The organism is Pseudomonas sp. DF11 (assembly GCF_058148565.1).
Genome location: NZ_JBYVYN010000004.1, coordinates 17952 through 39279 on the forward strand (window position 1 = coordinate 17952; position 21328 = coordinate 39279).

Below are 21328 nucleotides of genomic sequence, written 5' to 3' on the forward strand. Positions count from 1 at the left end.
GGGAGCTTGCTCCCGCTGGACTGCGCAGCAGTCCCGAAACCTGACAACCTCGTTGAGCCAGGGAAATTGAATAAATCGCTTTGGGTCTGCTGCGCAGCCCAGCGGGGATAAATCCCCTCGCCACAGGGCGTGTATGACCACCAGATTTCTCACCTCTCACGACCTCTCCCTTGACGCCCCCCACCGCTGTCGTAGACTCCGCCCATCCGTCAGGGAGTAACGGTCATGCGGCGTTTGAGTAGTTGGGTTGTGGGATTGGCTTTTGTAGCGAGCGGTACCCAGGCGCAAACGCCTGTAGCAGACGATCCGTTGCTTGAGAGCAACGTCTCGGCCAGTGCGTCGGGCAATGAGGCGCGAGGGGTGCTTCGGGCACGGGATCAGGCGGTGCTGGCCAGTGAGTTGGCCGGGCGTATCGTCGAGTTGCCGTTCAGTGAGGGCGAGTCGTTCAAGAAGGGTGACACCCTGGCGCGGTTCGATTGCTCGGCGTATCAGGCCCAGCTCAACGCGGCCCAGGCAGCCAGCCGTGGTGCCGGTGAAGAGTTGGCACATAATCGGCAATTGGCGGAATTGAAATCAGTCGGGCGCTTTGAAGTGTCGCGGGCCGAGGCTCGACTCAGCGAGGCCCAGGCGCAATCCCAGGTGTATCAGGTCCAGGTCAAGCGCTGCAGCGTGATCGCTCCGTTCGACGGGCAAGTGGTGACACGCAAGGTCCAGCGTTATGAAAGCGTGGCGGCCGGCGCGCCGTTGCTGGATGTGGTCGACAACCGCACCCTGGAGATCCATCTGCTGGTGCCGTCGCGCTGGATGAGCAGGCTCAAACCCGGCCAACCCTTCACGTTTATTCCCGATGAAACCGGCAAGCCATTGCAAGCGACGGTCAAACGCCTGGGCGCGCGCATCGATGAGGGCAGCCAGACCCTGCTGTTGGTGGCGAGCGTGCCGGATGCCAGCGGCTTGCTGTCCGGCATGAGCGGCACGGCGCGCTTCGCGGAGTCCAAGTGAACGCGCCGATCCCGGGCAACGCCGAGCAGGTGTTCGCCCGCTTCCTCGACCTGGAACGCCAGACGCGGGCCGCGCGTACGCCGGCGCAACTGAGCTACAGCCTGGTCAACGACAGCCAGGCCCTGTTCGGCTTTCGTCACGCTGCGCTACTGATCGCCGGCAAGGTCCAGGCCGTGACCGGCGTCAGTGCCGTGGAACCGAACGCGCCATTCGTGGCGTTCGTCGAGCAGGCGGTGGCGCAGTTGTTCAAACAAGGGGTGTTGAACCAGGCTCGGGTGATTAGCGCCGATCTGGTCAGCGAATCCATCCGGGCAGACTGGCGAAGCCTGTCGGCCGGCCAAGTCTTCTGGCTGCCATTGATCGATCATCAGGGCCAGGTGTTCGGCGGTTTGTGGCTGGCCCGCGACCTGCCATGGACCCCGCCCGAGCAAGTGCTGCTGTCGCAACTGGGCGACACCTACAGCCACGCCTGGCTGGCGATGCAACCGCGCAAGCCGTGGCGCCTGCGCTGGACTCGTAAGCGTCAGGTCGCCCTGGTGGCGGTGTTGCTGCTGGGGTTGTTGATTCCGGTGCGCCAGTCCGTGTTGGCCCCGGCCGAAGTGGTGCCGTTGGGCGGGCAGGTGGTGGCGGCGCCTTTGGACGGGGTGATCGCCGAGTTCCTGGTCAAGCCTAACCAGACCGTCAAGAACGGTGACCTGCTGCTGCGTTTCGAAAGCACCAGCCTCAAGGCTCAGGCCGATGTCGCCGAACGTGCGTTGGGCGTGGCCGAGGCGGAACTCAAGGCCAATTCCCAGCGCTCGTTTGCCGACGCAGAGTCGAGTTCGAAGATTGATTTGCTGGCCGCCCGTGTCGAACAGAAACGCGCCGAGCGCAACTACGCCCTTGAACTGCTCAAGCGCAGCGAAGTCCGCGCCGAGCGCGATGGCATTGCAGTGTTCGCCGATGCTGAACGCTGGCTCGGCAAACCGGTGCAGACCGGCGAGCGATTGATGGAAATCGCCGATCCGAACCAGGCCGAGTTGCGCATTGAATTGGCGGTGGGCGACGCGATTGCCCTGGAGCCCGGTGCGCAAGTGGCGTTGTTTCTCGACAGTGATCCGTTGCAGCGACACCTGGCCTGGCTGGAGCGTTCGGCCTATGAAGCGCAGCCTACCGCCGCCGGGCAACTGGCGTATCGGTTGGATGCGCGTTTCGATGCGGCCGCGCCGCGCATCGGCCTGCGGGGCACAGCGAAGGTCTTCGGCGACCGTGCGCCGCTGGCGTTGTACCTGTTGCGTCGGCCACTGGCCGGCCTGCGCCAGAGCGTAGGCCTGTAGCATGGACCTGCCGAGCCTGCGGCCGGACCTGCAATTGTCCCCGGCAGCCCCGGACCCGGATGGTTCGCCTCAATGGACCCTGGCCGATCCGGTGCGCGGGCGCTATTTCAAGCTTGGCGCGGCGGCGATGCGCATGTTGCGGCACTGGTCCCTGGGTGATCCGGAGCAAGTGCTGCAAGCCGCGAACCGCGAGCCGGGCCTGCCGCTCAATGGTGAATCCCTGGAGCAACTGCTGGGCTTTTTGCGCGGCCACGATCTGATCAGCGCGATGGACCCGCAACAGCGCGACAGCTATCAATTCAAGAGCGCTGCCCAGCGCCAGACTCTGTGGCAGATCCTGCTGCATCAATACCTGTTTTTTCGCATTCCGCTGTGGCGCCCGGACGCCTTTCTCAATCGTGCCTGGCCCTGGTTGGCGCGGTTCGGCCCGGGGATCCTGCGCTATGGCCTGCCGCTGACCCTGGGCCTGGGTATTTTCCTGGTGTCACGGGATTGGCAGCGCTTCGTCGCGACCTTTCCGCACCTGTTCAGCCTGGGCGGTGCGTTGGCCTTCGGGGCGGCGTTGCTCTTCGCCAAGCTGTGTCACGAATTCGGTCATGCCTTCATGGCCAAGCGCGCCGGTTGTCGTGTGCAAAGCATGGGCGTGGCGTTCATGGTGCTGTTGCCGATGTTCTACACCGACGTCAGCGACGCCTGGCGCATCAATGATCGTCGCGCACGGTTGCTGATTGGCGCCGGCGGGGTCCTGGCCGAGCTGTTGCTGGCGTGCATCGCGTTGCTGGCCTGGTCGCTGTTGCCCGACGGACCGGCGCGCACGGCGGCGTTCATGCTGGCCAGCGCCACGTGGATCACCACGTTGATCATCAACCTGAACCCCTTCATGCGTTTCGACGGGTATTTCCTGCTCAGTGATTTCTGGGCGGTGGATAACCTTCAGGGGCGTGCGTTCGCCCTGTGCCGCTGGCGCCTGCGCGAAGCCTTGTTCGGTTATGGCGCGGCGGCCCCGGAACCCTGGTCGCCGAAGATGCGTCGCCGTTTGCTGGTGTGGGGCTATGGTTCCTGGTTGTGGCGGGCGTTGTTGTTTTTCGGGATTGCCCTGGCGGTCTATCACCTGTTCTTCAAGGTGCTGGGCATTTTTCTGATGATGGTGGAATTGGTGTGGTTCATTTTTATGCCCATCCTGAATGAGTGGCGGCAATGGTGGAGCCGCCGCGAGCAAGCCCATGGTGCACGGGTGTTCCTGAGCGCCCTGGTACTGCTGGCGTTGGTGTTGGCGTTGTTGCTGCCCTGGCGCAGCGCCGTGGAAGTGCCGGCCATGCTCGAGGCCGGGCGTGCCAGTGCCTTGCATGCGCCAGTGGCGGCGCGGGTCAAGCAGGTGAATGTGCGCGACGGCCAGACCGTGGCCCAGGGTGACGTGCTGATCGAGTTGGAGTCGCCGGACATGGCCTCGCGCCTGACCATCGTGCGTCGGGAAATCGAGATCCAGCAGTTGCAGATGCGTCGCCAGGCCGGGCGCAGCGAAACCGCCGCCGATGCCGGCATCATCGAACAGCAACTGGCCGAAGCGGTGGCCGAGTACCTAGGCCTGGTTGCCCAGCGTGAACGCCTGCTGTTGCGTGCGCCCCATGCCGGCCAGGTGCGCGACTTGTTGCCGCAACTCTCGGTAGGTCGCTGGTTGTCGCCCACGCAAGCGCTGGCGCGGGTGGTGCAGACCGACTCACGGTTACGCGGATACCTGACCGAAGCCGAGCTTTGGCGGGTCGGACCGGGTGCCACGGGACGCTTCATCGCTGACGATCCGATGCATGCCTCGATTGCCGTGCAGTTGAATGAAATCGACACCAACGGCGTGGCCTGGGTCGAGCAGCAAGCGTTGACGTCCGACCATCACGGGCCGATTGCCGTGCGCCGCGATTCGCAGCAACGGGCCGAGCCCGTGCAGGCGCAATATGGCGTGCGCCTGAGTGCGATCGATGACGCGTCGGCTCCGTTGCAACCGTTGCGCGGCGTGGCGGTGTTGCAGGGCAAGGGCGAGTCGGTATTGGGCGCGGCCTGGCGCCGGTTGGCGGCGTTGGGAGTCAGGGAAAGCGGCTTCTAAGGAGTAGGCATGGATTCAGTGGCGGCAGAGGGATTGGTGGTGCGTCCATCGCGGGTCAGCGACGGGCCGTTCTTGCAGAGCCTGTACCAGGCGGCGCGGCCGGACCTGCAATGGATCGACGGTGAGCATGAGCAGGTGCGACAGGTGATTGCCCAGCAGTTCCAGGTGCAGGAGCAGGGGTTGGGCGAGAGTTTCCCCAACGCCATGCATTACGTCGTGGAAAAACTCGGCACCGCTATTGGCGCCTTGAGCACGGATTTTGGCCCCAATGAAATCCGCGTGCTGTACCTGGCGTTCATCCCCCAGGCGCGCGGGCAGGGTTACGGTCGGGCAGTGCTGCAAGGGGTACAGAAAGCCGCGCAACAGATCCGTTGCCCGGTGGCGACCGTGGTCTGGAGCAGCAACCCCCACGCGCGCCAGCACTATCTGGCACTGGGTTTTGAAGTGCAGGAACGCAACCCGGCGGCGGAGCGGCTGGTCTGGTATCCGAAAGGCAACTGACCCAATCTTGCAGACGCCATAAATCCCTGTGGGAGCGGGCTTGCTCGCGAAGACGGTGGGTCAGTAATAAATTTGCCAACTGATACACCGCCTTCGCGAGCAAGCCCGCTCCCACAATAGGTTTGTTGTGAACTCAAGTTTTGTGCGATCAGTTGAATGCGATGTAGAAATACCCCAGCGCCGGATCCCGCCCCATGGGCGGTATCCGCGACACGAACACCCCTTCGAGCCTGCCCAGTTCAGGCACTTCCAGGGCGCATAAACCATCCACGAAATCGGTGCTTTCCAGGCTGTTGAACTCCACGCTGAACGGCATGCGTTCGCTGTTGGGCAACTTCGACCGAGGTGTTTGCGCGAGGCTCTCGATCCGCACCGGCAAGGAGCTGCCGTCGGGTAGGGTCAGGCTGCTGGTCTGGCCCAGCAGTGGTTGGAAATGGTGGCTGTGAACCTGTTGCAGCATATCGACTCTCCAACGGTCGGAGGGCCGAAGCCCTCCGACGATTGATCAGTTACGGGACGGGAAGAGGCCGTTCAAGGCGATGCTGAAGTTGATCGCCAGAAACGGGTTCATGATCGGCAGCGGCAAGCCGTTGCCCGTCGGGGAGATCGTGCCGTCGATGGTGGTGCTCACGCCCTTGACCGGTACCGGCGAGGCACCTAGCTGGTCGGAATAGATATTCGCCGCGCCCGGGCCGGTGCCCGAGGTGCCGATGAATGCATTGGTGGCCGTGGGTGTGTTCACCGGGTTGCTGGCCGGGTTCGCCAGTTGCAGGGTGGTGGAGGCGGTGAGTCCCGCCATAGTGTGAGAGTGGGTGGGCAGGTTGTTGATCGTCGGGGTGACGTTTTCGGTGCCGGCGACTTCCCCGATGACCCGCTGCGTCAGGCCCAGGCCGCTGCCTTGTCCCAAGAGCATGCGGCCTTGCAGATTGGGGAGCATGAAGTTGGTGGTGCCGTTGCCTCCGTAGTATGTGCCGAGCAAGGAGAACAACGCCTGGTACTGGGAAATGCCGAGTGTCTGCCCGTTGCACAGTGCCCACCCATTGGGGGCGAAGTTAAAGGCGAACGGCTGGATGGTGCCCATAAAGACTTCCATAGATTCCTCATCCCTTCAGATTGTTTATTTGGCCGTGCCGACAGGGTCCAAGGGAGAGGATTGCGATCAGCCCGACTTCTTCACTCCCTGGCCTGGTCACGCACGGCTGAGCGTAGACCGGGATGTTTGATTCTGCAGGCTGCAAGGGCGGAAAAATGCTGTCGATTGGCTTAATCGATTCAGGTTCGCATTGCGCCTATACCGTCCATCTTTTTTACAGATTCGGATGAATTTGATATCAAAGTACTACTAGGCGGCGATTGTTTCCTCGGCTACGCTTGCGCTACAAAGGGACTACATACGGTGAAGGGATTGTCGCAGTTTCACTTTATCTCCGGTTTACCGCGGTCGGGGTCAACCCTGCTTTCTGCCATTTTGCTGCAGAATCCGCGCTTCCATGCCGGCATGACCAGCCCCGTCGGTTCGCTGTTCAGCAGCGTCCTGCAGCAATGCAGTGCCGGCAGTGAGTTCGGCTCGGTGATCGACACCGACCTGCGTCGCCGCCTATTGCGCGGACTCTTCGATTCCTACTACGCCGACAAAGCCGATAAACCTGTCATCTTCGATACAAACCGCCAATGGTGCGCGCGCCTGCCGGCCCTGCAGGATCTGTTCCCCCAAGCCAAGACCATCGCCTGTGTGCGCAACGTCGCCTGGGTACTCGACAGCCTGGAGCGGCTCTACCGCGCCAACCCGTTCGAGAACACCAAGCTGTTCAACGACGATGACGAGCGCAATACCGTCTACAGCCGCTGCGAAACCCTGGCCCAGCGTAACCGCCTGGTGGGATTCGCCTGGACGGCGCTCAAAGAGGCCTATTACGGCGAGAACGCCGAGTCGCTGCTGATTGTCGATTACGACCTGCTGAGCCAGGCACCGGAGCGGGTGATGCGGCTGGTGTACGAGTTCATCGGCGAGCCCTGGTTCGAACACGATTTCAATCACTTGACCTACGACGCCCCGGCCTTCGACCAGGCCCTGGGCGTTGCCGGCCTGCACAAGGTCAAGCCCAAGGTCGCGCCGCAAGCCCGGCGGACCTTGCTGCCGCCGGATCTGTTTGAAAAGTATGCCGAGTTGTCGTTCTGGCGCGATGGTTCCGCCAGCGCTGCCAATGTCATTCGTATGAAAACCGACGCCGCGACCAGCTGATCGCGGTTTTTTCCATTTGCGTGTTCAAGAAGTTCGAGTCCAGGTGATCGTCATGTGGTGGAGCAAAGGCAAATCGCGGGTAACCGAGGGCACACAGGCCCTGGCATCGCCAATGATCATGTCCCTGGAGCCGCGAATGCTGTTCGACGGCGCGGTGGCTGCCACCGTGGCCGAGGCCGCGCAACCGGATGCCCATCCCACCGCCGAGGCGGCCAAGACGCCCACGGCTGACCAGGCTTCCGACACCCATGCGCCGCAGGGGCAGGTCGATGCCACCCAGGTCGCCGTGCCGGGCAAGTCCGTGGTGTTCGTCGATTCCCGGGTCAAGGATTCCGCCAGCCTGCTCGAAGGCGTCGCGCCCGGCACCCAGGTCGTGCAGCTGGACGCCACCAAGGACGGCTTGCAGCAGATCGCCGATTACCTGGACACCCACCAGGGCATCAGCTCTGTGCAGATCATCGCCCACGGCAACGCCGGTGATTTGTGGCTGGGCAACAGCTACCTCTCGGCGGACAACGTCCAGGCCCGCAGCGAAGTGCTGGCGCAGATCGGCCAGGACATGAACGTCGGTGGCGATATCCTGATCTACGGCTGCTACACCGCTGAGGGGGAGCGTGGCCTGAGCCTGGTCGATTCATTGGCGCAGTTGACCGGCCGCGATGTGGCGGCGTCCAACGACCGCACCGGCGTGGGCGGCGACTGGGACCTGGAAATCGCCACCGGCAACATCGAAAGCGCCAATGTGCTCTCGGCCAGCGCCATGAGCGACTACCAATGGGGCCTGGCCACCTGGACCGCCACCAACAACCTCAATTCGGGTGTCGGTTCTTTGCGCGCTGCCCTGGCCTCGGCGCAGAACGGTGACATCGTCACCTTCAATACCGGCATGACCGTCGCGCTGACCCAGGTGTTGGACGTCAATAGGAACGTCACTATCGATGGTGATCTCAACAACGATAACGTCGCCGATGTCACCCTCGATGGCCAGTTCCGGACCCAGGTCCTCAACGTGACGGCCGGCACCACGGCCACCCTCGATGGCCTGGTGATTACCCGGGGCATGGTGGCGGGCAACGGTGGCAACGGTGGCGACGATGCGCTCGTCGCCAAGGGGGGTGGTATCTATAACGCCGGCACCTTGACCCTGCGCAACGTGACGGTGACCTCGAACGCCGCTTCTGGTGGCGGTGGCGGTGGGGGTGTGACGCCGCAATACGCCGGCGGTGGCGGTGGCGGCGGTGGCGCGATCACTGGCGGTACCGGTGGCAGGGGCGGCGACACCCTCAATGCCACGGGCTCCAACGGCTCGACGGGGCAGGGCGGTGCCGGTGGGGGTTTCTTCAACATGGGCGGGCGTGGCGGCTCCTCCACCGGTGGGAATGGCGGTTCCGCCTATCCGGGCTATAGCACCGGCTCTGCGGGCGGTACCGCTGTCAGCGGTGCGCTGTCCATCGGCGGCGGTGGCGGTGGCGATGGCTACAACGACATCGGCGGTGCCGGTGGCGGAGCGGTCGGCGGTATTTATAACGATACCGGCGCGACCTTGCGGATCATCGGTAACTCGGTGATTTCCAACAACATCGGCGCGGGCGGCGGTGGTGGTGGCGGTGGCGCCGGTGGCGGCTACAACCACACGGGCGGTGCCGGCGGCGTCGGTGTCGGCGCCATCTGGAACAAAGGTTCGATCCTGATCACCGCGGCCAACTTCGCGGCCCTGGCCGGCAACGTCGGTGGCAGTGGCGTGGGTGGCACGAGTGCGGGGACCGCGGGTGTTTCGCCGGCGTCGGTGGCCAACGTCTACGGCGATGGCGGCACCATCAATACCAACTATGTGCCGGACGAGACGCCGCCCACGGCGACTGTCGTGGTGGCCAATACCAACTTGAACTCTGGTGGTACGTCGCTGGTGACCATCACCTTCTCCGAGGCCGTGACGGGCTTTACCGCGGCGGACCTGACGGTGCAGAACGGCACCGTGGGCTCCTTCACCAGCGGCGATGGCGGCATCACCTGGACCGGCACGCTGACCGCGGCCAGCAACATTGCCGACACCACCAACGTCATCACCCTCAACAACACCGGGGTCGCCGACCTGGCCGGCAACGCTGGCGTGGGTACCACCCTCTCGAACAATTACGTGATCAACGACACCGTGGCGCCGACGGCGTCCATCGTGGTCAGCGACACCGCCCTCAGGGTCGGTGAAACCTCGGTGGTGACCATCACCTTCAGCGAAGCGGTGAGTGGTTTCACGGCCGCCGACCTGACCGTGGCCAACGGCTCGATCAGCGGCCTGAGCAGCAGCGACGGCGGTATCACCTGGACGGCCACCCTGACGCCGGATGCAGCTATCACCGATACCTCCAATCTGATTGTCATGGATAACACCGGCGTGGCGGACCTCAATGGCAACGCCGGCGTGGGTACGACCAACTCCAACAACTACGCCATCGACACCCTGCGCCCGACCGCCACGATCGTGGTAGCCGACACGGCGTTGAGTGTCGGCGAAACTTCGCTGGTGACCATTACCTTCAGCGAGGCGGTGAGCGGTTTCACCACCGCCGATTTGACGGTGGCCAATGGTTCGGTCACCGGGCTGAGCAGCAGCGATGGCGGCATCACCTGGACCGGGACACTGACCCCGAGCGCCAGCGTCAGCGACACCAGCAACCTGATCACACTGGCTAATACCGGTATTGCTGACTTGTCCGGAAACACCGGCACCGGCACCACCGACTCGAACAACTACGCGATCGACACGCTACGCCCGACCGCCACCATCGTGGTGGCCGATACCGCGCTGAACATCGGCGAAACATCGCTGGTGACGATTACCTTCAGCGAGGCGGTGACCGGTTTCACCCTGGCCGACCTGACGGTGGCCAACGGCAGCCTGAGCGGGCTGAGCAGCGGCGACGGTGGTATCACCTGGACCGCGACGCTCACCCCGAGCGCTAGCATCACCGACGCCACCAACCTGATCGTCCTGGCCAATACCGGTATTGTGGACGCGGCCGGTAACGCCGGCAGCGGCACCACCAGTTCCAACAACTATGCCGTCGACACTGTGCGCCCGACCGCCACCATCGTGGTCGCCGATAACGCTTTGAGGGTTGGCGAAACCTCCCTGGTGACCATTACCTTCAACGAAGCGGTGACGGGTTTCACCACCGCTGACCTGACGGTCGCCAACGGCACGATCACCGGGTTGAGCAGCGGCGACGGCGGCATCACCTGGACCGGCACGCTCACGCCAAGTGCCAGCGTCAGCGATACCACCAACCTGATCACCCTGGATAACACCGGCGTGACGGACGCGGCGGGCAACGCAGGCAGCGGCACTACCGACTCCAACAACTACGCCATCGACACCGCGCGTCCGACGGCCACCATCGTGGTCGCCGACTCGACCATCGGCATTGGCGAAACAACGGTGGTGACCATTACTTTCAGCGAGCCTGTGACGGGGTTCACCCTGGCCGACCTGACGGTGGCCAACGGCAGCCTGAGCGGCCTGAGCACCAGCGACAACATCACCTACACCGCCATCTTCACGCCGAGCGTGGGCGTCAACGATGCCACCAACCTGGTCACGCTGAACAACACGGGCGTGGTGGACGGAGCGGGCAATACCGGCAGCGGGACCACCGATTCCAACAACTACATCGTCGACACACTGCGCCCGAACGCCACTATCGTGGTCGCCGATACGGCGCTGAGCGTCGGCGAAACCTCGCTGGTGACCATTACCTTTTCCGAGTCGATCAGCGGTTTCGACAATTCGGACCTGAGCGTTGCCAACGGCACGCTGAGTGCGGTCAGCAGCAGTGACGGCGGTTTTACCTGGACAGCCACCTTCACCCCGGCCCTCGGCGTCACCGACACGTCCAACGTCATCACCCTGAATAACACCGGGGTCAGTGATGCGGCGGGCAACACCGGCACCGGCACCACCAATTCCAACAACTACCAGGTCGACACCAACGTGCCGACGGCGACCATCGTGATTGCCGATACCACCCTGAGCATCGGCGAGACGTCACTGGTCACCGTGACCTTCAACTCGGCGGTCAGCGGTTTCGACAATTCGGACCTGACAGTCAGCAACGGCACGCTCAGCACCATGAGCAGCACCGACGGCGGCGTGACCTGGACGGCCATGTTCACGCCGAGCGCGAGCATTTCCGATACCAGCAACGTGATCACCCTGGACAATACCGGCTTGATCAACGCTTCGGGTAACGCCGGCGTGGGTACCACCGATTCGAACAACTATGCCGTCGATACCGTGCGTCCAACGGCAACCATTGTCGTCGCCGATACGGCCATTGCCGCTGGCGAGACCTCGCTGGTGACCATCACCTTCAACGAGGCCGTGACGGCGTTCACCAGTGCCGACCTGACCGTCGCCAACGGCGTGATCTCGGGGCTGAGCAGCAGCGACGGCGGCATCACCTGGACCGCAACCTTCACGCCGACCGCGGGCGTCAACGACACCAGCAATGTCATCACGCTCAATAGTGGTGGCATCGCTGACTTGGCGGGTAACTTCAACATTGGCACCACCGATTCGAACAACTATGCCATCGACACCGTGCGCCCAACGGCGACCATCGTCATGGCCGATACCAGCCTGAGTGTCGGCGAAACCTCATTGGTGACCATCACCTTCAGCGAAGCGGTGAGCGGTTTCACCAACGCTGACCTGAGCGTTGCCAACGGCACGCTGAGCGCAGTCAGCAGCAGTGATGGCGGCCTGACCTGGACCGCAACCTTCACGCCGACCCTCGGCGTGCGGGATACGTCCAACCTGATCGTCCTGGACAACACCGGCGTCAGCGACGCGGCGGGCAATACCGGAACCGGCACGACCAACTCGGCCAACTACACGATCGATACGCAGGTGCCGACGGCGACCATCGTAGTGGCCGATACGTCCCTGAGCATCGGTGAAACCAGTCTGGTGACCATCACCTTCAACGAAGCGGTGAGCGGTTTCGACAACAGTGACCTGACCATCAGCAACGGCACGTTGAGCAACGTGTCGTCGTCCGACGGCGGCGTCACCTGGACGGCCACGTTCACACCGAGCGCGAGCATTGCCGATACCAGCAACCTGATCACCCTGGACAATACCGGTGTCGTCAACGTCTCGGGCAACGCCGGCGTCGGCACCACCGACTCGAACAACTATGCCATCGATACCGTGCGCCCAACGGCGACCATTGTCGTGGCCGACACGGCCATTGCCGCGGGCGAGACCTCGCTGGTGACCATCACGTTCAACGAGGCCGTGACCGGTTTCACCGACGCCGACCTGACCGTTGCCAACGGTACGCTCAGTGGGTTGAGCAGCAGTGACGGCGGCATCACCTGGACCGCGACCTTTACGCCAACCGCTGGCATCACCGACACCAGCAATGTCATCACCCTTGCCAACGGCGGCGTCACCGACCTGGCGGGCAACGCCGGCAGCGGCACCACCGATTCGAACAACTACAGCGTCGACAGCCAGCGTCCGACCGCCACCATCGTGTTGAGCGACTCGGTGTTGAAACCGGGTGAAACCGCCCAGGTGACCATCACCTTCAGCGAAGCGGTGACCGGTTTCAGCAACGCTGACCTGAGTGTTGCCAATGGCACGTTGAGCGCAGTCAGCAGCAGCGATGGCGGCCTGACCTGGACCGCGACTTTCACGCCGACCCAGGGCGTGACCGACGCCAGCAACCTGATCACCCTGGACAATACCGGCGTCAGCGATGCGGCCGGCAATACCGGGGCAGGCACGACCGACTCGGCCAACTATGCGGTCGAGACGCAAGTACCGACGGCTACGATCGTGGTGGCCGACAACGCACTCAAGGTGGGGGAAACCTCACTGGTGACCATCACCTTCTCGGAAGCGGTCAGCGGTTTCGACAATGCTGACCTGAGCGTGAGCAACGGCACGCTGAGCAACGTCTCATCTTCCGACGGCGGCATTACCTGGACGGCCACGTTCGCCCCGAGCGCGAACATCACCGACACCAGCAACCTGATCAGCCTGGACACCAGCGGTGTGGTCAACGCCTCGGGCAACAGTGGCGTCGGCGTGGTGAACTCCAACAACTACGCGATCGACACGGTTCGCCCGGGCGCTACCATCACCGTGGGCGACACCACCCTGGGCATCGGCCAGAGCACGACGGTGACCATCAGCTTCAGCGAGGCGGTGTCCGGTTTCGACTTGTCGGACCTGAGTGTCGCCAATGGCGTGTTGTCCAACCTCGCCAGCAGTGATGGCGGCCTGACCTGGACGGCGACCTTGACGCCAACTGCCGGTGTCAACGACGCCACCAACCTGATCCTGCTCGACGCCAGCACTGTGCAGGACCTGGCCGGCAACGCCGGCGTGGGCATCGCGATTTCCAGCAACTACGCACTCGACGCCACCCGGCCGACGGCAACCATCGTGGTCGCCGACCCGAACCTGACAGTGGGCGAGACGACCCAGGTGACCTTCACCTTCAGCGAAGCAGTGACGGATTTTGACCTGTCGGACCTCAGCGTCACCAACGGTGAACTGACCAACCTGACCACCAGTGACGGCGGCAAGACCTGGACGGCGACATTCACTCCAACGGTGAATCTCACCGACCCGAGCAACTTCATTGCTCTGGACACCAGCAACGTCAGCGACCTGTCGGGCAACGCCGGGGCCAGCGTGGCTGTGTCGAACAATTATGCGATCGACACCGTAGTGCCCAACGATGTGAAGCCGCCGCCGGAGTTCCTGACGTCGGACCCTGTGACAGTCATTCCACCGTCCGAGGTGCCGTTGCAACCGATCGTCTTTACGCCGCCGACCGGCAACCTGGGCACGCCGCTGGGCTTCCCGCCGCTGTTCGAGCAACGGGACCTGGGCAACGGGACTCAGCCGATAGGGAGTATTTTCATCAACCATGGCGCGCTGGCGCCGAGTTATATCGCCCAGGTGTTCGGCAATGACGCCGCCGGCGATGGCTCCGGCCAAGGGTTTCTGGGCTTTGGTGGTGGCGATGGCGGGGTATTCGGCAGCAGCACGCTGTCGACACTGTTCAACCAGGACGCCACTTCCGAGGGCGAGTCGATGGACGCCTTCGGCAACCAGTCGATGCAGGGTGGTGATGTGTCCCAAGGGCTGCGCGGGATGTTCGGGGCGCCAACCCTGGGTCAGCAGTTGCAACATCTCAAGGACACTGAACAGCGTCAGGTCGATAGCCTGGCAACCGCGTTACGACAGGTCGGCATCAGCCAGGTGCAGGCCTGATTCTAAAAAAATATTGGGGCAGCCAGGGGCAATCCAGGGAATGAATAGAAGTCAGAAGTTATTCGGTATGAGTTTGCTGGCGTTGGTGGTCAGCGGATGTGCGGTCACCAGCGAGCCGATCGATCGCAGCGTCAGCGAACAGCGCGCCCGAACCGACCTGCAAAACATGTACAAGGACCAGGAGCCCCTCAGCGGCCCATTGACCCTGCACCAGGCCATGGCCCGGGCAGTGAAGTACAACCTCGAAGGCCGCTTGAAGATCATGGAGGAGGCCCTGGCCAAGCGTCAGTTGGACCTCGCCAGCTTTGACATGCTGCCGCGCATGGCTTTGGACGCCGGCTATGTGGGCCGTAACAACGTCAACGCCTCCAGCAGCCAGAGCGTGGAAACCGGCACCCAGTCCCTGGAGCCGTCGACTTCCCAGGATCGCGACCGCGAGGTGGCCGACCTGACCATGGTCTGGAACGTGCTCGACTTCGGCGTCAGCTACATCAGCGCCAAGCAGGCCGGAGACCAGCGGCTGATCGTGCAGGAACGCCGGCGCAAGGTGATCAACACCATCGTCCAGGACGTGCGTTCGGCCTACTGGCGAGCCATGGCCGCCGAGCGTCTGCTCAAGCAGATCGACAGCCTGATGGCCCGGGTCGAGACGGCGCGCGGCAACAGCCAGAGCATGAGCGAACAGCGCATCGGCGACCCGGTGCAAGCCTTGGGTTACCAGCGCTCGCTGATCCAGGCCACCCGCCAATTGGAAGAACAGCGCCGGGCACTGTCCCTGGCCAAGACCGAACTGGCGACCCTGATCAACCTGCCCTTGGGTACCGAGCTGACCCTGGCGACCCAGGATGAATATGAGATCCCGGAACTCAAGGTCGACCTGGCCCGTCTCGAACAGGAGGCCCTGGCCAGCCGTCCGGAACTGCGCGAGCAGGACTATCAGACTCGCATCACCGCCGCTGAAACCCGCAAGGCCATGCTGCGCCTGCTGCCGGGGCTGGAGTTCTCCGCCGGCGGGCATTACGACAGCAACTCGTTCCTGGTGGAGCAGGGCTGGGCCGACTATGGCGTGAAAGTCACTTGGAACCTGTTCAACGTGATTTCCGCCCCGGCGGCCATCGATGTGGCCAAGGCCGGTGAAGAAGTGGCGTCGGCGCGGCGCCAGGCGATGTCGATTGCCGTGCTGGCACAGTTGTACGTGGCCAATGCCAACTATCGCGAAGCGCTGCGCCAGTTCAAGACCAGCCAGCAACTGTCGGACATCGACGGGCAGATTGTCGGTCAGTTGCGCAGTCGTCACCAGGCTGCCGGCATCGGCGAGCTGGACCTGATCCAGGGGGAACTGAACACCCTGCAGGCCGACCTGCGCCGGGACCTGGCTTACGCCGACCTGCGCAACGCCTACGGGCAGATCTTCGCCAGCGCTGGCCTGGATCCGCTGCCAAACGAAGTGCAATCGACCGAAGTCCAGTCGATCGCCACGGCGCTGGCTAACCGCGAAGCGGCCTGGGCCCAGGGCGATATCACGCTGCCGAAGACGGCCACGGTGACCCAATAATCGGGCGCTGGCATGACGCGCCCGGCGTTTTCCCGGCTGCCGGTGGCGGTGGATCTGCCGTTGTTGTTGCAGGCACTGGCCGCCATTGAAGACGAACGCTGGCAAGGGCATTTCAACAGTGCCTATCACAGCGGCGACTGGAGCGGCGTGGCGCTGATTTCGGCGGCCGATGCCGTCACCGAGTTGTCTCCCGGACGCGGCCAGCCCCTGCATCGCGCGCCTTGGTCAAAGGATGGCCGTTGGCATGAAGCGTTGCGCGACTGGCCCCTGGAGATCGTCTCGGCCCGGCTGCTGCGGCTCGGGCCGGGTGGGTGCATTCACGAGCATCGTGACTATGACCTGGGTGGGCCGGACGCCGACTTGCGCCTGCACGTTCCGCTGCTCAGCCCGCCTGAGGTGGACTTCTTCCTGGATGGGCAGATCATTCCGATGAAGGCGGGCGAGTGCTGGTTCCTCGACTTGGCGCGGCCTCATCGTGTCGATAACCGCAGCGCTGCACCGAGAGTTCATCTGGTGCTCGATTGCCGCCCAGGACCATGGTTGGAACAGCAGATTGCCGATGGGCTGCCCACCACGCCCGCCGCTGGCGCCGGGCAAAGCGATCTTGTCCGCTTTCAGCGGCGCGTAGAAGCTGACCCTCACCTTGCCCGGGCGCTGCAGAGCCTGCATGACCCGGACGCTTTCATAGCGTCCGCGCTGGCGCTGGGAGCTGAGCAAGGGCTTTATTTCACTCGGGAAGAATTGCGGGCGGCGATGCGCAATGGTCGCCAGCGGTGGAGAGATCAGTGGAAGACCTGAATCTGCACGGTTGGCTGCCGATCCGCCTATGGCAAGAAGCTGCGCAATGGCAGGTCGATTGGTGTTGGTTTGGCGACACGCGGCTGTTGCAACCGTTTTTTGGCGATGCGGTGGATGACGCCCTGCGCCTGCCCTTCAACCAGGCGTTTCGCCGCCAGACGTCCTTGGACGTTCTCAGCCAGTGGCAGCGACTAAGCCCGGGCCTTGCGCCCAGTGCGTTCATTTTCCATGCCTCGCGTTGTGGCTCGACATTGATCAGCCAGATGCTCGCCCAATTGGACGACCACATCGTCATCTCTGAACCGCCGCCCCTGGATACGTTGCTGCGCAGCGATTTGCCGCCTGCCGAGCGGTGCGTGGCGCTCAAGGGCTTGATGTCGGCCTATGGGCAGCGTCGCCGAGGTGAGGAGCAACGCCTGGTGGTCAAGCTGGACGCCTGGAGCATCGGTGAGCTGCCACTGCTACGTGAGTGTTTTCCCGACACACCCTGGCTGTTCCTGTACCGCGACCCCTTGGAAATCGCCGTCTCTCATCTGCGTCGTCCGGGCATGCACATGGTGCCGGGGATGATCGGGACGAGTGTCTTGGACGATGGATTGCCGTTCAGCGGTCTGGAAGATTTCATCTCGCGTCGGGTGGGGCGGTTGTTGGCGACGGGCTTGGAGCATTGCCAGGCATTTGCCGCGATGGCGGTCAACTACACCGAACTGCCCGGGGCGATGACGGGCAGGCTGGCGGCGTTTTTCAGCCTGGATGATGAGCAATGCAGGCAAGTGTTCGCGACGGTGGGGCAGCATGCCAAGCAGCCGGCGCAGGCGTTTGTTGGCGATAGCGAGGACAAGCACCGGGAGGCCTCGGCGCTGTTGCATGAACGGGTCATGCGCTGGGCGCTGGGGCCCTATGAAGCGTTGAAGTCACTGCCCCCGTAGCGAGGATCAAACCTGCTTTTGTGGCTCGCTTTGTGGATCAAGACTTGTTGGGCGACAACTCCGCCATCCCCTTGAGCAGCTCGATCGGCAACGGGAAGACGATGGTGGAGCTTTTGTCCCCGGCAATCGACCCCAGCGTCTGCATGTAGCGCAGTTGCATGGCGCCTGGCTGGCGGCCGAGCATTTCGGCGGCCTGCATGAGTTTTTCCGAGGCTTGCAACTCGCCCTCGGCGTGGATCACCTTGGCCCGGCGTTCCCGTTCGGCTTCGGCTTGTCGGGCGATGGCGCGGATCATCGATTCGTTGAGGTCCACGTGCTTGATCTCGACGTTTGCTACTTTGATGCCCCAGGCGTCGGTCTGGGCGTCCAGTACTTGTTGGATGTCGCTGTTCAATTGCTCGCGTTCGGCCAGCAACTGGTCCAGGTCATGCTTGCCCAGGACCGCACGCAAGGTGGTCTGGGCCAGTTGACTGGTGGCCATGAGGAAGTTCTCGACCTGGATGATCGCCTTCTGCGGGTCGAGCACGCGAAAGTACAGTACGGCGTTGACCTTCACCGAGACGTTGTCGCGGGTGATCACGTCCTGGGGCGGCACGTCGAGGACAATGGTGCGCAGGTCGACGCGGATCATCTGCTGGACCACCGGAATCAGCAGGATCAAACCCGGCCCCTTGACCTGCCAGAACCGACCGAGCTGGAACACCACGGCCCGTTCGTATTCGCGCAGGATCCGGAACGTCGCCCCCGCCAGTGCGATCAACAGCAACAACAGCAGCGCAAAACCGATTTGCATGCCCATCTCAGACTCCTTGTGAATCAGCGGGGGCCACTTCCAGCAGCAAACCCTTGCGGGCGATGACCCGTACCGCTTGCCCAGCGCGCAGCGGCGTCGCGCTTGCCACCTGCCAGCGTTCGCCTTCCAACTGGACCCAGCCATGATGATTATTCCCGCCCTGCAACGCGGTCACCGTAGTGATGTTGCCGAGCAACGCGGCGTCGCCGCTGACGGGTTGGCGTGGGCGGGTTTTCAACGCACGGACCAGCAGGACGATCAGCAGCAAGGCGCTGACCAGGCCCAGGCCGATCATCAGGGGAACCGGCACATCGGCGTTGGTCAGGATGACCGCGCCAATCACACACAGGACAATGCCGCCCAGTCCCGCGACGCCATAATTGGGCAGGGCCGCCTCGAAGACCAGCAAGGCCACGCCAACGGCGACCAGCCAGAAACCCAGGGGATCGGTGCCTGGCGGCATGAGGCCATCGGCGCCGAACGCAGGCCCGCTGATCGCCAGCAGCGCAAGCGTCAACCAGTGAATGTTCACAGGACCCTCCGCAACGTGTATTCGTCGGGATGTTATCCAAAGTCTAGTCGAGTCGAGGGTTGATTGAATTTTGATCAGTCTGGCGGTCATCGAGGGGCTAGACTGCGGGAAAGAACTCAACAATCGGTCTTATGCCCAGGAGCCTCCCATGGAATCCCCGATCCACAGCCTGCCCGCGTTGTTCAAGCAGTTGGGTCTGTCTGACAAAGCCGTTGATATCGATAAATTCATCGCAACCCATTCACCCCTCAAGCCTGAGCTGCACTTGGCTGACGCGTTTTTCTGGAGCGAAAGCCAGCAGCAATTGCTGCGTGAAGAAATTCTTGAGGATGCGGACTGGGCGGAAGTGATAGACCAGTTGGATGTGTTGTTGCGCAAGGGGCGTAGCGAGTGAGGCCCGCACCATTTGGACGGTGAACCAAAACCTGTGGGAGCGAGCCTGCTCGCGATAGGGGCGTGTCAGCCAACATTGAATGTGCCGTATAGACCGCTATCGCGAGCAGGCTCGCTCCCACAAGTTTAATTTTTATTCCTTAATCGAATTAATAAATAGCTTCTTATTCCTTAAAGAATATAGCTCTCCTCCCTATACTCGTCCGGGAACAGACACGCAGGAGAGCACCCATGCGCAACGAATCGATTCGCTACCTGATTGTGCCGGGCTGGCAAGGATCGCCAGAAAATCATTGGCAAACCCATTGGCAGAACAGCCTGCCCAACAGCGCCAGGGTCGAGCAGGCCGACTGGTTGACGCCGCGGCGCGAGGACTGGGTCGCGGCTTTGGCCGAAGCCATTGCCGCCGATAGCACGCCAGTCATCCTGATTGCCCATAGCCTGGGCTGCATCACGGTTGCCCATTGGGCCGCCACCGCGCCGGTGCAGTTTCTGCGCCAGGTGCGTGGGGCATTGCTGGTGGCGCCGGCGGACGTCGAACGGCCAGCCTGCGCCCCGGCGTTGCGCAACTTCGCGCCGATCCCCAGCGATCTGTTGCCGTTCCCCAGCCAAGTGGTCAGCTCCGACAATGACGCCGCCGTGAGCGCCCCGCGCGCCCTGGAGCTGGCGCGCAACTGGGGGGCCGAGGCCGGCATCCTGGCGGGGGCGGGGCATATCAATGTGAAGTCCGGCCACCAACGTTGGGAGCAGGGGTTCGCTTACCTCTATCGTCTGCAAAATCGCATGGAGCATCACGCCCTGCGTCGCGCCTGAATTTTTAGCGCCCCCCGTCTCCCGGCGGTTTGGGGCGGGAGCCTGCCATGAGTTTGCATGAAACCTTCGGTCAGCCATTGCTGACCTTCCCCGATGCGGAAAAAAGCCCCCTGAGCATTCGCGCCAAGGCGCTGGTGTTCGTCGACCCCCGTTCGCGGCAGTTGCGCCAGGAGTTGGAGCAATTGGCGCCGCGTGCGATCTCGGTGCTGATACGCGGCGAAACCGGGAGCGGCAAGGAGTTGCTCGCCCGGCATATCCATCGCGCAAGTGATCGTGGTGGGTTGTTCGTCTCGGTCAATTGCGGCGCCATCAGCCCGACCTACGCCGACGCCGAACTGTTCGGCTATGCCGCCGGCAGCTACAGCGGTTCGGCCAGCAGCCGGGCCGGTTGGTTTGGCTCGGCCAATGGCGGCACCCTTTACCTGGATGAGATCGGTGATCTGCCACTGCCGATCCAGATCAAGTTGCTGGCGGCCCTGGAAAACCACGAAGTCACCCGTGTTGGTGCGCACCAGCCCAGCCCGGTGGATGTCCGCCTGGTGGCAGCCACCAGCATCGACCTGGCCCAAGCGGTGGCGGCCGGGAAATTCCACGAACGGCTCTACCATTACCTTGGTGAAGGTCAGCTCGAACTGCCGGCCCTGCGCGAGCGGGTGGGCGATATCCTGTCCCTGGCCGAATATTTCCTGGGCATCTATAGCCAGCGACTCGGCCTCAGCGTGCCGCTGATCAGCGAGGCGGCACAGCATGCCCTTGAACAGCACAGTTGGCCGGGCAATACCCGCGAGCTGGAAAACGTCATTCACTTCGCATTGCTGGTGAGCACGGGGGATGAAATCTTGCCGGAGCATTTGAATTTGCCGTCCCAGTCATCGGCCCTGGAATCGATCGACCGCCAGGTGGCGCAGGTCGCTGCACAAGGCACGGCCGCCGAGCGCACGGCCCTCAAGGCGCTGCTCAATCAGTTGAGCCAAGCGCTATAGAGAACACCGGAATTGTGGCGAGGGGATAAATCCCCTCGCCACAAAGCGGTGTTTTTCTATATGAGTAAAATGAATATGAACT

General features: G+C 63.1%; 16 protein-coding genes. 12 read left to right on the plus strand and 4 right to left on the minus strand.

Translation table 11 applies throughout. The features are described from left to right. Window positions 1-225: 225 nt before the first annotated feature. The 4 genes from AC30D9_RS13620 to AC30D9_RS13635 are packed head-to-tail and all read left to right on the plus strand — an operon-like array spanning window position 226 to window position 4917. Window positions 226-1002, plus strand: a complete 777-nt coding sequence (locus AC30D9_RS13620; protein ID WP_134922364.1) for an efflux RND transporter periplasmic adaptor subunit — start codon at window positions 226-228, stop codon at window positions 1000-1002. Further along, window positions 999-2318 (plus strand): efflux RND transporter periplasmic adaptor subunit, encoded by a 1320-nt coding sequence (locus tag AC30D9_RS13625; protein ID WP_490144210.1) that lies wholly within the window; start codon window positions 999-1001, stop codon window positions 2316-2318. The genes AC30D9_RS13620 and AC30D9_RS13625 overlap by 4 nt, the downstream gene beginning before the upstream one ends. Window position 2319: 1 nt before the next feature. Then, window positions 2320-4416: an efflux RND transporter periplasmic adaptor subunit gene (locus AC30D9_RS13630; RefSeq protein ID WP_490144211.1), complete on the plus strand. Its 2097-nt coding sequence runs from the start codon at window positions 2320-2322 to the stop codon at window positions 4414-4416. Between the two features lie 9 nt (window positions 4417-4425). Further along, window positions 4426-4917, plus strand: coding sequence for a GNAT family N-acetyltransferase (locus AC30D9_RS13635; protein WP_490144212.1), 492 nt, complete (start codon window positions 4426-4428; stop codon window positions 4915-4917). 148 nt (window positions 4918-5065) lie between these two features. Here the strand turns inward: AC30D9_RS13635 and AC30D9_RS13640 are convergent, their stop codons facing one another. Together AC30D9_RS13640 and AC30D9_RS13645 are read right to left on the minus strand one after the other, a co-directional pair. Continuing rightward, on the minus strand, window positions 5066-5377 hold the full coding sequence (locus AC30D9_RS13640; protein WP_134922368.1) for a DUF6916 family protein: 312 nt from the start codon (window positions 5375-5377) through the stop codon (window positions 5066-5068). A gap of 45 nt (window positions 5378-5422) precedes the next feature. Further along, entirely contained in the window at window positions 5423-6010 is a 588-nt protein-coding gene (locus tag AC30D9_RS13645) for a phage tail protein (RefSeq protein ID WP_134922369.1), read from the minus strand. A 303-nt stretch (window positions 6011-6313) separates the two neighbouring features. Between AC30D9_RS13645 and AC30D9_RS13650 the strand changes: the two genes are divergently transcribed. The 5 genes from AC30D9_RS13650 to AC30D9_RS13670 are packed head-to-tail and all read left to right on the plus strand — an operon-like array spanning window position 6314 to window position 17732. Further along, a complete protein-coding gene (locus AC30D9_RS13650; protein ID WP_134922370.1) occupies window positions 6314-7159 on the plus strand; it encodes a sulfotransferase family protein in 846 nt (281 codons plus the stop codon). Window positions 7160-7211: 52 nt separating this feature from the next. Continuing rightward, the gene (locus AC30D9_RS13655; RefSeq protein ID WP_490144213.1) at window positions 7212-14450 is read left to right on the plus strand and encodes an Ig-like domain-containing protein; all 7239 of its coding nucleotides are present in this window, start codon (window positions 7212-7214) and stop codon (window positions 14448-14450) included. Between the two features lie 40 nt (window positions 14451-14490). Then, window positions 14491-16005 carry a TolC family protein gene (locus tag AC30D9_RS13660; RefSeq protein WP_134922371.1) on the plus strand — a complete coding sequence of 505 codons (1515 nt, stop codon included), beginning with the start codon at window positions 14491-14493 and terminating at the stop codon, window positions 16003-16005. Between the two features lie 12 nt (window positions 16006-16017). Next, entirely contained in the window at window positions 16018-16803 is a 786-nt protein-coding gene (locus AC30D9_RS13665) for an aspartyl/asparaginyl beta-hydroxylase domain-containing protein (protein ID WP_307573289.1), read from the plus strand. Then, the gene (locus AC30D9_RS13670) at window positions 16791-17732 is read left to right on the plus strand and encodes a sulfotransferase family protein (protein ID WP_490144214.1); all 942 of its coding nucleotides are present in this window, start codon (window positions 16791-16793) and stop codon (window positions 17730-17732) included. The genes AC30D9_RS13665 and AC30D9_RS13670 overlap by 13 nt, the downstream gene beginning before the upstream one ends. Before the next feature lie 37 nt (window positions 17733-17769). Here the strand turns inward: AC30D9_RS13670 and AC30D9_RS13675 are convergent, their stop codons facing one another. Continuing rightward, window positions 17770-18531, minus strand: a complete 762-nt coding sequence (locus AC30D9_RS13675; RefSeq protein WP_109751872.1) for a slipin family protein — start codon at window positions 18529-18531, stop codon at window positions 17770-17772. A gap of 1 nt (window position 18532) precedes the next feature. Continuing rightward, window positions 18533-19057 carry an NfeD family protein gene (locus AC30D9_RS13680; protein ID WP_307573297.1) on the minus strand — a complete coding sequence of 175 codons (525 nt, stop codon included), beginning with the start codon at window positions 19055-19057 and terminating at the stop codon, window positions 18533-18535. Window positions 19058-19205: 148 nt separating this feature from the next. Here AC30D9_RS13680 and AC30D9_RS13685 point away from each other — a divergent pair, with 148 nt between their 5' ends. The 3 genes from AC30D9_RS13685 to AC30D9_RS13695 all read left to right on the plus strand — a co-directional run bounded on the left by AC30D9_RS13685 (window position 19206) and on the right by AC30D9_RS13695 (window position 21246). Continuing rightward, window positions 19206-19451: a DUF2789 domain-containing protein gene (locus tag AC30D9_RS13685; protein WP_490144215.1), complete on the plus strand. Its 246-nt coding sequence runs from the start codon at window positions 19206-19208 to the stop codon at window positions 19449-19451. 230 nt (window positions 19452-19681) lie between these two features. Continuing rightward, on the plus strand, window positions 19682-20263 hold the full coding sequence (locus AC30D9_RS13690; protein WP_134922374.1) for an alpha/beta hydrolase: 582 nt from the start codon (window positions 19682-19684) through the stop codon (window positions 20261-20263). A gap of 47 nt (window positions 20264-20310) precedes the next feature. Continuing rightward, window positions 20311-21246, plus strand: coding sequence for a sigma 54-interacting transcriptional regulator (locus tag AC30D9_RS13695; RefSeq protein WP_307573302.1), 936 nt, complete (start codon window positions 20311-20313; stop codon window positions 21244-21246). Window positions 21247-21328 lie beyond the last annotated feature (82 nt).

Bases quoted from the DNA above. Each gene is read 5' to 3' on its own strand.
- AC30D9_RS13655 (WP_490144213.1), top strand. From the start codon at position 7,212: ATGTGGTGGAGCAAAGGCAAATCGCGGGTAACCGAGGGCACACAGGCC.
- AC30D9_RS13620 (WP_134922364.1), top strand. From the start codon at position 226: ATGCGGCGTTTGAGTAGTTGGGTTGTGGGATTGGCTTTTGTAGCGAGC.
- AC30D9_RS13635 (WP_490144212.1), top strand. From the start codon at position 4,426: ATGGATTCAGTGGCGGCAGAGGGATTGGTGGTGCGTCCATCGCGGGTC.
- AC30D9_RS13675 (WP_109751872.1), bottom strand. From the start codon at position 18,531: ATGGGCATGCAAATCGGTTTTGCGCTGCTGTTGTTGCTGTTGATCGCA.
- AC30D9_RS13640 (WP_134922368.1), bottom strand. From the start codon at position 5,377: ATGCTGCAACAGGTTCACAGCCACCATTTCCAACCACTGCTGGGCCAG.
- AC30D9_RS13695 (WP_307573302.1), top strand. From the start codon at position 20,311: ATGAGTTTGCATGAAACCTTCGGTCAGCCATTGCTGACCTTCCCCGAT.
- AC30D9_RS13630 (WP_490144211.1), top strand. From the start codon at position 2,320: ATGGACCTGCCGAGCCTGCGGCCGGACCTGCAATTGTCCCCGGCAGCC.
- AC30D9_RS13660 (WP_134922371.1), top strand. From the start codon at position 14,491: ATGAATAGAAGTCAGAAGTTATTCGGTATGAGTTTGCTGGCGTTGGTG.
- AC30D9_RS13645 (WP_134922369.1), bottom strand. From the start codon at position 6,010: ATGGAAGTCTTTATGGGCACCATCCAGCCGTTCGCCTTTAACTTCGCC.
- AC30D9_RS13665 (WP_307573289.1), top strand. From the start codon at position 16,018: ATGACGCGCCCGGCGTTTTCCCGGCTGCCGGTGGCGGTGGATCTGCCG.
- AC30D9_RS13685 (WP_490144215.1), top strand. From the start codon at position 19,206: ATGGAATCCCCGATCCACAGCCTGCCCGCGTTGTTCAAGCAGTTGGGT.
- AC30D9_RS13690 (WP_134922374.1), top strand. From the start codon at position 19,682: ATGCGCAACGAATCGATTCGCTACCTGATTGTGCCGGGCTGGCAAGGA.